Consider the following 12,584-nt stretch of genomic DNA (forward strand, 5'->3'; position numbering starts at 1 on the left):
ACCGCTTCGTGGGGATGGAGTACCAGGACCCGCGGGAAGTCCTGGACGTGTTGGCGGTATCGAGCGACGGGCAGGCGGTGGCGTGTGACGACCGTAAACGGGAGTCGACGAAGCACGTGCTGATCTCGCTGGTCGAGTACGTGCTCACCATGCGCCGTACGCGCGCCGTCGCCCCGGCCTGATCGCGGCGCTGCACGCCCCGGTGGTGGCTCCGGCCGCCACCGGGCGCTGCCAGCCGCCCCGGTGAGTCCCACCGCGCTGGCTCGTCGCCTGGACGAGTCGGCGCGCCGCCAAGCCGCCTCCTGGTGACCTGGAAGCTGTCCGCTCCTGTCCGGGGCACAAGCTCACCCACGGTCCTCACGAGGCGGCTTCTGCGTACCCGGGGAACCGCCCTGCTGACGGATCAGGACTGGTAGCCCGCCGAGCGGTACTCGTACTCCCGGTCGTCGTCGCGGTCACCGTGGTCGCGGCTGAAGTCCCAACCGCCGGCCGCCTCGCGACCGGGCCGACCACCCACAGCGAAACCGCCGATCTCCTGGCCGCGACGCCAGCCACGGAAGTAGCCGGTCGTGTTCTCCGCGAGACTTGCCGCATCACGCACTATCCGCAATGGGCGCTCCTCGCGCAGCGGCGAACCCGGCACCAGGTTGGCCTGCGGCACGCGCTTCGGCAGCCCGGCGTTGGTTTCGGCGCCCACCGCCGGGCGGGCGGCCTGCTCCGCGGCCTGCCAACCGGTGTCGGCCGTGGTCGACCAGTCCAGGTCGGACTCCTCGGGCTGCCCCACGAACCAGGCCGACTTGGCCTGCGCGAAGATCAGCAGATCGCCGTCGCCCTCGTCGGCGACCGGCGGCGGCCGGTGCTCCATCGGCGGTGGCCGGTGCTCGACCGGGGGCGGCGGCCGGTGCTCGGGGGCGCGCTCCGTACGGGCGGCCGCCCGACCGTTGCGAGCAGCCTGCTCACGATCGACCAGGCGCAGCGGTGGCGTCTCCAGGTGCTGGTCCGCGGGAGGGTTGAGCCCCTCGCGCAGCGCCCGGTCGGCCAGCGGCGGCGGCTCCACCAGCCGCAGCATCGGCGGCTCCGGTGGCAGGTCGTCGGCCAACCACGGCGGGGTGACCCGACCGTCGGCCCGACCCGGGTCGGTCGGGGCGTCGACACCGCGGCTGCCGCCGTACGAGTAGGCCACCGGGTTGTTCGGTGAGCTGTCGGACGGGTCCTCCGGGTTGTTGACCAGCGGCCAGTTGGCACGGGAGCCGGGCGGTGCGGTCTCCTGACCCGGCCGGGGGGTCGGCACCGGAATGCTGAGATCGGTGGCGCTGAACCCGCCGGTGGGTGGCTCGTCGACCGGGCGTTGCTGGTGGCTCGGCCGGGGCTCGCCGTTGGTCTTGGGGCGGGGCGGAATGACGGTCCGCTGCCGCTCGGCCCGCGCGTTGTTGATCGCGGCAGTGGTCAGCGTCGGCCGGAACGGCTCACCGGCCTCGGCCGGCGGCACCATGCCGCGCTGCGCCGGCGCGATCGGGGTGATCCCGGGCGGCGGAGGCGGCGGCGAGGAGACGGGCCGGTTGGTCGGGCCGTCGATCCGGCTGGGGAGCGGCTCGCTGCGACTGGGCAGCGTGGACGCAGGCGGACCAGCCATCGCCGCCGGAGTCATCGGCGCGGGTGCTACCGGCGGCGGCGTGACCGGCGCGGGGGCGACCGGCGGTGGCCCGAGCGGGCGGGGCGACGCCAACGGCGCGTTACCGGGGACCGGCTCGGGGCGGCTGCGCCGCCCGACAGCGGGTGCCGGGTCGGCGGCCGGCGGAGTGGGTCGAACCGACCGCAACCCGGCGTTGGTGCCGGCCAGACCGGTCAACCCGGCGTTGGCGCCGGCCAGGCCGGTCAACTCGCCGACGGACTCGCCACGGCGGGCCGCGGCCCGGCGGCCGGGTGCCTGGACAGGAGTGGTGACCCGTGAGCTGAGCGCGCTGACCAGCGCCTCACAACCGGCGTCGCAGGCCCGTACGGAGGCGACGGCCTGGCGGACCGTCTCGGCCACCGCGGACGTGAGCGCCCGGTTGACAGCGGCACGTCGGGGTGTCTCGGAGATGGCGACCCGCAGGGCGGTGACCGCCTCGTTGATCTCCTCGGCATCGGCGACCCCGTCCGCGGCGAGGTGCGCGGCGATGGCATCCGCCGCGACCGAGACCTCGCGGCCCCGGGCCACGGTGCCGCCGAGCATGCCCGGCTCGGGCAGCGCGTCCAGCACGGCCAGAGAGACCGGCTCGGCCGGGTCCGGGTATGCGCGCAGGGCCGCCGGGTAGAGCTCACGCAGAACCTCGCGCAGCGCCACGGCGGCGGAGTGTCGACCACTGGCCAGCGCGGCGTGCGCGGAGAGCACCTGCTTGTAACCGGCGAGGTCCCGAGGTGCCGGCAGGGTGACGGCGGAGAGCGCCCCCGCCTGCAACGCGCGGGCGAGGCCGACCGCCCGTCGTTCGGCCGGAGGCGACTGCATCTCCTCAAGGGAGTCGTCATCGGCGAATCGCTCGGCGAAGTCGTCCACCGAGTCGTCGTCAGCGATGGCCAGGGGTCGCCCCGCGGCGCTCAGCAGCGAGGTGACCGTGTGGTCGTCGCTGTCGGCGGCGATGGCCGCACCGCTCGGCCCGCCCGACCGCTCCACGAGCAGCGCGACGAGCTGGGCGTAGCCAGCGGCGTCATCGCTGATCTCGCAGACATGCAGCAGACGGCCTGCGTCGTCGACCACAGCGGACGTCAGCGTCGAACCGGCGGAGGCCGGTCGGTCAGCCGGATCCGCCGAGGCCAGACCGCAGTAAACGCGCACGAGCGCCACGGCGTCGTCCTCCTCCCGGGACAGGTCTTTCCTCTGCCAGCAACTGATGCTCCCCGGTACGGGTCAGTCGCGCCAGTCCACCACCGCAGAGATCTTGCCGACAATGGTGCGCCAACCCAAACTTGCGGTCTGCGCCCCGATCTTCTTCAGCCGTCGCCGCGCCATGAACGCGCCGATCCCACCGTTGGCGGTGCCACGCAGAGCCTCGTCCAGGTCGTCGAGGCTGGAGCCGGCGGAGAGCATGTCGAGTACCGCAGGCAGCCGCAATGCGTAGGAGAGGTCACGCGCGGCCTCACCCGCCTCGATCAGCAGGGTCGAATCCCACGTGTCGTGCCCGCCGCGCAGGTTCTCCACGACCAGGTCGAGCTCGTAGGTGTCCTCGTCGAGCGGAGCGATGTCTGCCGGCTCCACCCGTTCGGACAATTCATTCCAGCTGTCCAGTTGGGACAGATCGTTTGGCGCACCGGATCGGATGAAACTGACAAGCGACTCGGGGGTCTTGAACAGCAGCAGCTTGCCTCGGTTGCTGAGGAAGACCGGCACCTCCTCGTCGTCCGCCTCGTCCGTGACGGCCTCGTCCGACTCGTCGTCGGTCTCGGTGTCGGTGGCGGCGCCGTCCCGGCGGCGCTTCGACTCGTCGTCCTCGTCGGCGAACTCCTGGGCCAACTCCTCGTCGAGGATGACGACGGTCTCGTCGTCCTCCTCCTCCTCGATAGCCTGGCGGCGGGCGAGGAACGGGTCGTCCTGGTCGCGCTCGGTCACGTCGGTCGGAGTCAGCGAACTGGCCGGTCGGTACGCCCGGAGCGTGAAGCCGGTGCCGGCGGGCAGGGCGATCTCCACTGGGTCGATGCGCAGCTCATCCCAGAGTGAGCGGTCGATCGACGCCGACGGGCGGTCGGTCTCGGTCTCGTCTGGCTCGGCCGCGCCGGTGGTGTCGTCGAGCTCGGGCTCGTCGGCGTCGGGCCGTTGGGGCGACTGGCGGGCCACGCTGACCTCCGTGTGCTTCGGGTTGCCCACCCACCGGGGTCTCTGACCGGCGAGTGACTCTGGGCACATACCCTAGTCGGCAGCCCTGGGTGACCGATGCCCGCACCCCGGTGGCCGGTTGGCGCACGGGTCCGACCTGCTGGTCGTCACCGCTGGCGAAGCGGCGGTTCGACAAGTAGCGTAGCTACGTATGAAGGCCCAGGAACTGCACGGCCATCTCGACGCTCTGCTGCTCGCCGTGCTCGAACAGGGCGCGCTGCACGGCTACGCGATCATCGAGGCGCTGCGCGCCCGCAGTGACGGCAGTCTGGATCTACCCACCGGCACCATCTATCCGGCACTCCGTCGCCTGGAACGCGCCGGTCACGTGGCGAGCACCTGGAGCACTGTCAGCGGCCGGGAACGGCGGACGTACGAGCTCACCGACTCCGGCCGGCGGGCGCTGGCCGGGGAGCGGGCCGGCTGGCGTGAGTTCCAACTGACCGTCGGCCGGTTCCTCGATCCCGGCAGCCCGCCCAACCCGGCCTGACCCGCTCGGATCCGCCGCCGATCAGCGGGCGGTGGCCAGCAGCCAGCCGCGCGCCGCGCGGGTCAGCGAGAAGTAGGCGCCGCCCACCAACACGGCACCGATGATCATCGGGGGCCAGTGCGCCGCCGCGTCCCAGAGGTTGAGCGACCAGGTGAAGAGGGCGCTGCCGGTCACTATGCCGAGCGCCAGCACACCGGTCAGACCGGTGCCCACCGCGCGTTGGGCCAGGGCCAGGCCGGGCCGGGGCGCCCGCGCGGTCGCCCAGACCACCAGCAGACCGGCCACCGAGAGCACCAGCGCGCTCATCCAGATCCAGTCGACCGAGTTGGAGAGCAGCAGGTAGCCGGCCGGGGGACGTGGGCCGCCGCTCCAGCTCGACCCCCGCCAGGTCAGATCACCGGCGACCACCCCCACCCCGGCGATCGCCAGCATCCGCAGGGATAGGCCGCGCAGGGCGCCCACCGCCAGCTCCGCCTGCCAGGACGGGAGCACCTGCGCCGGTGAGCCGAACTCCACCACCGCCCGGCGTTGCGCCTCGGTGGGTGGCACCCCGCTCTCGCGGTACGCCTCGACGGCGTCCAGCAACCCGTGCCGGGCCTCGGTCAGCAGGTCGGACTTGAGTCGCGCCGGCCCCTGCAGTCGAGCGGCCAGCTCCCGCAGGTGCTCGTCGACCATCACGTCCTCACCGCGCCCCATGGCACCACACTGCCACGGACTTCCGCCGGTCGACGTCCGGGAGAACCCTGGTCCGCCCCCGAGTCGGCTCAGGGGGCGAGGGCCAGGTAACCCCGTTCGGCCGCGGCCTGGAGCAGCCACTGGTCCCGGTACCAGCCCGGGGCCGCGACCAACTCGGCGTGCCGACCGCGCTGGATCACCCGGCCGCCGTCCAGGACCACGATCTCGTCCAGCTCGGCCAGCCCGCTGAGCCGGTGGCTGATCAGCAGCACCGAGTGCCCGGCGGGGGTGGCGGCGAGGGCGGACGCGAGCACCGCGTCCGCGGCGGTCGGGTCCAGACCTTCGGTGGGCTCGTCGAGCACCAGTACCGGCGGCGCGGCGAGCAGGGCCCGGGCCAGCGCCAGCCGCTGCCGCTGCCCGCCGGAGAGCTGCCCGCCCTCCTCGCCGACCAGCGTGTCCCAGCCCGCCGGCTGAGCGCGGACCCAGTCCAGCAGGCCGGCGGCGGCGGTGGCCGCGGTCAGCTCCTCCTCGCCCGCCCCGGCCCGCCCGAGCAGCAGGTTCTCCCGCACCGTGGCATGGAAGACGTACGCCTCGGCCAGCAGCCCACCGACCGCGCGCGGCAGCGCCTCCTCGGCGTACGTCGAGAGGTCGTGACCGTCCAGGGTGACCCGGCCGGACGCGGGCCGGACGGTGCCGGTCAGCACGGCGGCCAATGTGCTCTTGCCGGCGCCGCTCGGGCCGACGACAGCGATCCGGCGTCCCGCCGGCAGGTCCAGGCTGACCCGGTCCAGGGCGGGCGCCGCACCGGCCCGGTACCGCACCGTCACGTCGTCGAAGCGCAGCTCGTGCGGGCCGGTCAGGTCCGTTGGACCGGTCGCCGGTGGCGCGGGCGGCGGGTCGGCGTCGAGCAGGTCGGCCACCCGGGTCAGGCCGGGGCGCAGCTGCGTCCACTGCCGGGCCGCCGCCACCAACGCCAGCGTCACCTCGACGGCGGCCAGTGTGCCGACGGCCAGGACGCCCACCAGCACCCCCGACACGTCGGCGGCGAGCGCGACCAGCACCACCGCTGCGGCGGTCAGGCCGGCGGCCAGCACGCCGGCCGCGTCCACCGCGAACCCGGTGGCGGCCAGCCGACGTTCCAGCCGGGCCAGCCGGTCGGCGCGTTGCTCGGCGGCGCGCAGCGTGACGTCGGTCGCCCCGAACGCGGCCAGGTCGGCCGCGCCGTGGGTGAGGTCGATCGCGTCGGTGGCCAGCGCGCCCCGCAGGGGGGCCACCTCGGCCGCGCTGCGGCGGGTGACCGCGGTGGCCAACGCGGGCAGCGCCACCCCGGCGACAAGCAGCCCGAGGGCGAGCGCGCCGGCGGCGGGTGGTGAGATCAGCGCCGCCACGGCGACCGCCAGCACACCGACCACTGCCGCCGCCGAGGCGGGCACCAGCACCCGCAGCAACAGGTCCTGGACGGCCTCCACGTCGGAGACCAGTCGACTCAGCACGTCCCCCGAGCGGTGCGCCGTGCCACGGCGGGCCGCCAGGGTGGCGAAGACCCGGGCCCGGACGTCGGTGATCATGCGGAGCACCGCGTCGTGTCCGGCGAGCCGTTCGGTGTAGCGGAACACGCCCCGGCTGATCGCCAACGCCCGGACCGCGACGATCGCCACGGTGAGGCGGTCCAGTGGAGGCTGACCGGCGGCGCTCATCAGCAGCCAGGTGGCGGTGGCCATCAGGGCCAGGCCGGCGAACTCGGTGGCGGCCGCCAGCAGCCCGGCTCCCACCAGGCGGCCCAGGTACGGTCGGGCCAGTCGCAGCACGGCCCGCTCGGCGGCGGCCCGCCCCGCCGGTGCCGCGTCGGCCACCACCGCCGGCCCGTGTTCTCCGGTCATCGGGCGGCCTTCCCGGTCGGTTCGGGCGTCAACTCGGTGACCCGACCGTCCTCGATGCGCAGGATCCGGTCGGCGTCGGCCAGCAACGCCGGCCGGTGCGCGACAAGCAGCGCCGTCCGCCCGGCGACCAGGCGACGGGTGGCGTCGAGCACCACCGCCTCGGCCGCCGTGTCGAGTCGGGCGGTGGGTTCGTCGAGCAGCACCACCGGGGCGGCGCGCAGGAACGCCCGGGCCAGTGCCACCCGCTGCCGCTGCCCACTGGACAGCCCGTGACCGCGTTCACCGAGCAGGGTGTCCAGGCCGTCGGGCAGGCCGGCCACCACGTCGTCCAGTGCGGCGTCGTGCACCGCGGCGGTGAGTACGTCGGCCGGGGTGTCGGGCGCGCCGAGGCGGATGTTGTCGGCCAGCGAGGCGGCGAAGAGGTGTGCCCGCTGCGGCACCCAGGCGAGCTGCCGGCGCCAGGCGTCCGGGTCGGCGGTGGCGAGGTCGACCCCGTCCACCGTGATCCGGCCGCTGGTCGGCACCACGAAACCCAGCAGCAGGCCGAGCAGCGTGCTCTTGCCGGCGCCACTGGGCCCGATGATGGCGATCCGCTCACCGGGCTGGATGGTCAGTGTCACGTCGCGCAGCGCCGTGGTCCGCTCGTACGCCACTGTCACCCCCTCGAACCGGATCTCGGCCCGTGCGTCGGGGACGGAGGCGCCCTCGGCGGCCCGGGGCGCGGTGGGTGCGGCGGAGACTGTCAACGCCTCGTCCAGCGCGGCCAGCCCTTCCATGCTGGCGTGGAAGCGGCTGCCGGCGGCCCGCAGCGGCAGGTACGCCTCCGGGGTCAGCAGCAGCACCAGCAGCGCGGTCTGCAGGGCCAGCCCGCCGCCGAGCAACCGGATGCCGACCGGCACCGCGACCAGCGCCACCGAGAGGGTGGCGACCAGTTCGAGGACCAGCGCGGAGAGGAACGCGATCCGCAGCGTCTTCATGGTGGCGACGCGGTGACCGTCGGCCATCCGGCGTACCACGTCGGTCTGCGCCCGGGCCCGCCCGAAGGCGCGCAGCGTGGGCAACCCGGCGACCATGTCGAGGAAGTGCCCGCCGAGCAGCGCGAGCCGCCGCCACTGTCGCTCGGTGGCGGCCTGCGCCTGCCAGCCGAGCAGCGCTCCGAAGACCGGGATGAGCGGCAGGGTCAGCGCGATGATCACCGCCGAACTCCAGTCGGCGAAGACGACCCGCGCCAGCACCGCCAGGGGCACCGTCACGCTGAGCACCAGCTGCGGCAGATACCCGGTGAAGTACGCGTCCAACGCGTCCAACCCACGCCCGGCCAGGGTGGCGATCTCACCGGCCCGCTGCCCGGCCACCCACCCGGGCCCGTGCCGGCCCACAGCGCCGAGCAGGTCGGCCCGCAGCGTGGCCTTGACCGTGGCGGCGACCCGCGCCGAGACCGTGCCCTGCGCCCAGACCAGTGCCGAGCGGGCGGCGACCGCGACCACGAAGCCGGCCAGCGCCGGTCGATCCAGCCGACCGTCGATCGCGGTGGCCAGCAGCGACGCGAGCGCGGTGGCCTGCGCCACGATCAACCCGGCGGCCAGCACCCCCAGGAGCGCGAGCACGGCTAGATCGCCCCGGGCCGCAGGGACCCGGCGCAGCAGACGCGGGTCGAACGGACGGCGGCTCACCAGTACACCGGTGCCCTACCGTCGGTCCGTCCTCGGAAAACCCACCAGCACATCGCCTGGAAGCCTAGTAGGGCCGGAAGTAGCGGCAGCGCCACCCAGCCCAGCAGCCGCAGTGTCGGCGCGCTGGCGGCGGCGTCGGCCACCCGCAGCGAGGCGTCCGGGTCGGTCGTGGACACCAGCACGTAGGGCCAGAGAGCGGCTCCGACCAGCAGCACCGGCAGCGCCAGGGCCGCACCGGTGGCGACCAGAGCCCACCCTGGCCGCCGCCGGGCCAGCGCCGCGCGGGCCGCCAGCAGCGCCGCCACGAGCAGCACCGGCAGGAGTACGGCCACCGCCGGCCGCTGCACGGCGTCGCGTACCCGGGCGGAGAGCAGGCCCACGACGGTGGCCAGGGCGACCGCGGTGAGCGCCACCGGCACCAGCCGGCGGGCCGTACGGCCGACCACGGCGGCGGCCTCGGCCGACAGTCGCAGGGTGAGGAAGGTCGCCCCGTGCACCGCGACCAGTGTGACCATGGCCAGCCCGGCGGCGGCCGCGAACGGGGTGGCCAGGTGTGTCACCCCGGCGACGTGCCCGTCGGCCTGGAGGGGTACGCCCTGCAGCAGCGCCGCGAGCAGCACACCCCAGCCCAGCGCGGCGAGTGCGCTGCCGACCACCACGACGCGGTCCCAGCGGGCGCGGACCCGCTCGTCGTCGGGTCGGCTGCGCAGTTGCACCCCGACGGTGACCAGGATGACGCCGACCAGGGCACCGGCGACGGCCGGATAGCAGCCCGCGAGCAACTCGCCCTCCAGGAGGGGGAACGCGCCGAAGAGAATGCCCACGGCGGCCACCAGCCAGACCTCGTTGCCGAGGAAGAACGGGCCGAGCGCGGTGAGCGCCTCCCGCCGCCCGGCCGGACCGACGCCGCGGGCGAGCAGCAGCCCGACGCCGTAGTCGTAGCCGGCGAGCACCAGGTAACTGGCGAAGAAGAGGCCGAGCAGGGCGTACCAGGCGAGGTCCACTGTCTACTCCTCAGAGGAGGGCGGGTTCGGGGTGGGCCGGCTCGGTGGGCGGTGCCGGTGGGCGGCCGAGCGCCGGGTCGGCCGCGCCGCGCCTGGCGTGCCGGGCGAGCAGCACCCAGTTGGTGACGGCGAGAGTGCCCAGCAGCAGGCTGAACCCGATCAGCGAGGCGAGCATCAGCGGTGCGCTGACCGGGGAGACGGCCTGCTCGGTGGGGAGCAACCCGTACGCCACCCAGGGTTGACGGCCGACCTCCCGGGAGATCCAGCCGAGGATCACCGCGATGAACGGCAGCGGCAGGCCGAGCACGATCAGCCAGAGCGGGAAGCGCAGTCGGATGACCCAGTCCCGGAAGAGCAGGGGCAGCAGGAGCCAGACGCAGCCGAGGGTGAAGCCGATCAGGATCATGAAGCCCAACCCGACGCTGGCCAGCGCCGGCGGGGTGTAGTCGCCGGGGCCGAACCGGGTGGTCCACTCGGCGATCAGCGCCTGGCTCTCCGGGCCGTCACCGCCGAACTTGGTCGGCTGTACCGAGCCCACCGGACCGAACTGGGCGAAACCGAAGCCCTGCACCATCGTGATGGCCAGGGCCGCGGTGACCAGGCCGATCCGCAGCGAGGTGCGGAAGAGCGCGAAGTCCGGGGTACGCCGGATCAGGTGCCCGGCGCTGACCGCCGCCATCAGCATCCCGCCGACCAGCAGCGCCGCCGAGACCACGTGCCCGAAGGCCATGCCGAGGCTGGGGTTGGTGAGCAGCGCGCCGAAGTCGGTGAGGTGGGCGATTCCGTCGCGGACCTCGTAGCCGACCGGGTTCTGGAGCCAGGAGTTGGCCACCATGATCCAGAACGCCGAGGCGTACGCGGTGATCGCCACGCCCCAGAGCAACGCGAGGTGGACGCCCTTGCCGAGCCGGTGCCAGCCGAAGATCCACATCCCGAGGAACGTGGACTCCAGGAAGAACGCCACGAGCGTCTCGATGGCCAGAGGCGCGCCGAAGACGTTGCCGACGTAGCGCGACAGGCCACTCCAGTTCAGCCCGAACTGGAACTCCATCACGATGCCGGTGGCGATGCCGAGCACGTAGTTGATCACGTAGAGCTGACCCCAGTAGCGGGTCAGCCGCTCCCACTTCGGGTTGCCGGTGAGCACCCAGGCGGTCTGCATGCCGACCAGCAGGGTGACCAGCCCGAGCGTGACCACCACGAACAGAAAGTGGATCGAGGTGGTGGTGGCGAACTGCAGGCGGGCGAGGAGCAGGGTGTCCATGACAGCCCTCCATAGCGTTGGCTCCCTTGTCGTAGCCACCCTACACGTAGTTTGCCTACTGGTAGCAACTACTACGCCCTGTCGTAGGTAACCCTACTACGTCACGTAGTAAATGGGGGAAGGTCGCGCTCGATCCTGGATGTAGTGGTCTCGCGACCCCCGGGATGCCCCTCGATCCTGGATCGAGTGCGATCTTGCGAGGGGTGCCGGGGGCGCGGGGCAGCGGCCCTCCGCGCGGTTCTGCCGCGTGGGCTCAGCGGTGCCTTGTGGTCGTCAGCTCAGGAAGAGGGTGACCGGGAGGGCGACCAGCGTGGTGGCGACCGCGAGGGCGGTGGCGCCGAGCACCCGGGGCGGCCGGTCGCTGACCAGCAGGCGCTGCACCCGTACGTCGAGATCCCGGTCGCCCATGCCGAGCGCGCCGGCCGGGGTGATCCGGTGCCCGGCGGCGGCGAACCGGCGCAGCGCACCCGCCAGCGGGGCCTCGGCGTGCAGCTCGCGGGCCTTGTCGTCGGCGCGCATCTCGACCAGCAGGGCGACCCGCTCGTGCGCGTCGCGCACCCAGCCGAACCACGGCAGTGCCCGGCACAGCGCGGTGAACGGCAGCAGCACCAGGTCGTGGCGCTCGTGGGCGTGCGCACGCTCGTGGCTGAGAACCGCGGCCAGCTCGGCCCGGTCCAGCAGGCTCAGGGTGCCGGCGCTGACGACCACCTGCGGCTTCACGCCCGGCAGGCAGTACGCGGCGGCGCTCGGATGATCCAGCACCAGCGCGCCCGGCGCGGCCGGGTCGTTCCGGGCGACGAGGGAGAGCAGGTCCCGGTGGCGGCGCTGGGCGCGTACGGTGCCGTGGATGCTGCGCACTGTCGTCGTGACCAGCACCGCCCCGATGCCGAAGCCCACGCCGACGCCGGCCAGGTGGAACGTGCCCACCCCGATCGGCAGGGCGCCGTGGGCGAGGTCGTTGGTCAGGGCGAGCAGTGCGCTGCCGGTCGGCCGGTCGTACGCGCTCAACCCGAGCGCCATCGGCAGGCCCATCGCCGAGAGGCCCAATGCCAGCCCGACGGCCTGCCAGCAGATGATCGCCACCCGAGGGCTGCGCCACGTCCAGGTGGAGCGGGCCAACACCTGGGCGGTCAGATAGCAGGCCAGCATCGTGGCGGCGAAGTGCACGGCGTAGGCCATGGCGCGCGCCCTACCGCTCCGCTGCCTCGCCGGCGGGTCGTCGGCCCGCCGGCCCGTCCACCCGGTCGGTCAGGGCGTCGGCCCCGCCCGCGTCGCCGCCGGTGGAGCCCGGCCCGGTCAGGCCGGCCTCGCTGCCCAGGGCCGCTCGCAGCACCTCGGCCTCGGTGCCGGTCACCGAGCGGGCGAAGCGCACCAGCGCGGCGTCCCGGCTGCCACCCAGGTCGAGGGCGTCGAGCATGAGTTGAGCGATGTGCGCCTCGCGGCTGGCCGCCGGACGGTACCGCCAGGCCCGACCCTCCCGCTCCCGCTGCACCATGCCCTTGCCGGCGAGCCGGTCCAGAACTGTCATCACAGTGGTGTACGCCAGCTCACGGCCGTCGAGCGCGTCGGCCACCTCGCGCACGGTCACCCCGTCCGACGTGCCGGGAACCACGTCCCACAGCACGTCCATCACCGCACGCTCAAGATCGCCCAACCGAGTCACGAGCCAATCCTACCCCCGGTAGTAGACCCCCCACCCACCCGCGCCACCCAACCCGGGCCCGCCCGGATCCTGGTGACCCGACCCG

The 12,584-nt window shown here is 73.8% G+C and carries 10 protein-coding genes and 1 pseudogene; 2 read left to right on the forward strand and 9 right to left on the reverse strand.

What is annotated here, in order from left to right:
* A pseudogene (locus PSH03_RS28890) lies at positions 1 to 182 on the forward strand (ATP-binding protein); the annotation flags it as partial.
* A 221-nt stretch (positions 183 to 403) separates the two neighbouring features.
* Here the strand turns inward: PSH03_RS28890 and PSH03_RS28895 are convergent.
* Positions 404 to 2,848, reverse strand: a complete 2,445-nt coding sequence (locus PSH03_RS28895) for a transposase (RefSeq protein WP_238691317.1) — start codon at positions 2,846 to 2,848, stop codon at positions 404 to 406.
* 39 nt (positions 2,849 to 2,887) lie between these two features.
* A complete protein-coding gene (locus PSH03_RS28900) occupies positions 2,888 to 3,841 on the reverse strand; it encodes a SatS C-terminal domain-containing protein (protein WP_210784749.1) in 954 nt (317 codons plus the stop codon).
* A gap of 160 nt (positions 3,842 to 4,001) precedes the next feature.
* On the opposite strand from PSH03_RS28900, the gene PSH03_RS28905 reads away from it, so the two are divergent.
* Positions 4,002 to 4,340 carry a PadR family transcriptional regulator gene (locus PSH03_RS28905; protein ID WP_210784748.1) on the forward strand — a complete coding sequence of 113 codons (339 nt, stop codon included), beginning with the start codon at positions 4,002 to 4,004 and terminating at the stop codon, positions 4,338 to 4,340.
* A 21-nt stretch (positions 4,341 to 4,361) separates the two neighbouring features.
* On the opposite strand, the gene PSH03_RS28910 is transcribed toward PSH03_RS28905, so the two are convergent.
* The 7 genes from PSH03_RS28910 to PSH03_RS28940 form a co-directional block, all read right to left on the reverse strand.
* The gene (locus tag PSH03_RS28910; protein WP_238690987.1) at positions 4,362 to 5,036 is read right to left on the reverse strand and encodes a permease prefix domain 1-containing protein; all 675 of its coding nucleotides are present in this window, start codon (positions 5,034 to 5,036) and stop codon (positions 4,362 to 4,364) included.
* 68 nt (positions 5,037 to 5,104) lie between these two features.
* Positions 5,105 to 6,895, reverse strand: coding sequence for a thiol reductant ABC exporter subunit CydC (cydC, locus tag PSH03_RS28915; RefSeq protein ID WP_308194402.1), 1,791 nt, complete (start codon positions 6,893 to 6,895; stop codon positions 5,105 to 5,107).
* Entirely contained in the window at positions 6,892 to 8,568 is a 1,677-nt protein-coding gene (cydD, locus tag PSH03_RS28920) for a thiol reductant ABC exporter subunit CydD (protein WP_238690988.1), read from the reverse strand. Before cydD ends, cydC begins: the two co-directional genes overlap by 4 nt.
* Entirely contained in the window at positions 8,565 to 9,572 is a 1,008-nt protein-coding gene (locus PSH03_RS28925; protein ID WP_238690989.1) for a cytochrome d ubiquinol oxidase subunit II, read from the reverse strand. Before PSH03_RS28925 ends, cydD begins: the two co-directional genes overlap by 4 nt.
* A 10-nt stretch (positions 9,573 to 9,582) precedes the next feature.
* The gene (locus PSH03_RS28930; RefSeq protein ID WP_238690990.1) at positions 9,583 to 10,836 is read right to left on the reverse strand and encodes a cytochrome ubiquinol oxidase subunit I; all 1,254 of its coding nucleotides are present in this window, start codon (positions 10,834 to 10,836) and stop codon (positions 9,583 to 9,585) included.
* A gap of 273 nt (positions 10,837 to 11,109) precedes the next feature.
* A complete protein-coding gene (locus PSH03_RS28935) occupies positions 11,110 to 12,015 on the reverse strand; it encodes a M56 family metallopeptidase (protein ID WP_238690991.1) in 906 nt (301 codons plus the stop codon).
* 10 nt (positions 12,016 to 12,025) lie between these two features.
* Positions 12,026 to 12,499, reverse strand: coding sequence for a BlaI/MecI/CopY family transcriptional regulator (locus tag PSH03_RS28940; protein WP_091394501.1), 474 nt, complete (start codon positions 12,497 to 12,499; stop codon positions 12,026 to 12,028).
* Positions 12,500 to 12,584 lie beyond the last annotated feature (85 nt).

Origin of the sequence: Micromonospora salmantinae (genome assembly GCF_022230905.1) — a bacterium.
GTDB lineage: Bacteria > Actinomycetota > Actinomycetes > Mycobacteriales > Micromonosporaceae > Micromonospora > Micromonospora salmantinae.

Bases quoted from the DNA above. Each gene is read 5' to 3' on its own strand.
- PSH03_RS28905 (WP_210784748.1), top strand. From the start codon at position 4,002: ATGAAGGCCCAGGAACTGCACGGCCATCTCGACGCTCTGCTGCTCGCC.
- PSH03_RS28910 (WP_238690987.1), bottom strand. From the start codon at position 5,036: ATGGGGCGCGGTGAGGACGTGATGGTCGACGAGCACCTGCGGGAGCTG.
- cydC (WP_308194402.1), bottom strand. From the start codon at position 6,895: ATGACCGGAGAACACGGGCCGGCGGTGGTGGCCGACGCGGCACCGGCG.
- PSH03_RS28930 (WP_238690990.1), bottom strand. From the start codon at position 10,836: ATGGACACCCTGCTCCTCGCCCGCCTGCAGTTCGCCACCACCACCTCG.
- PSH03_RS28935 (WP_238690991.1), bottom strand. From the start codon at position 12,015: ATGGCCTACGCCGTGCACTTCGCCGCCACGATGCTGGCCTGCTATCTG.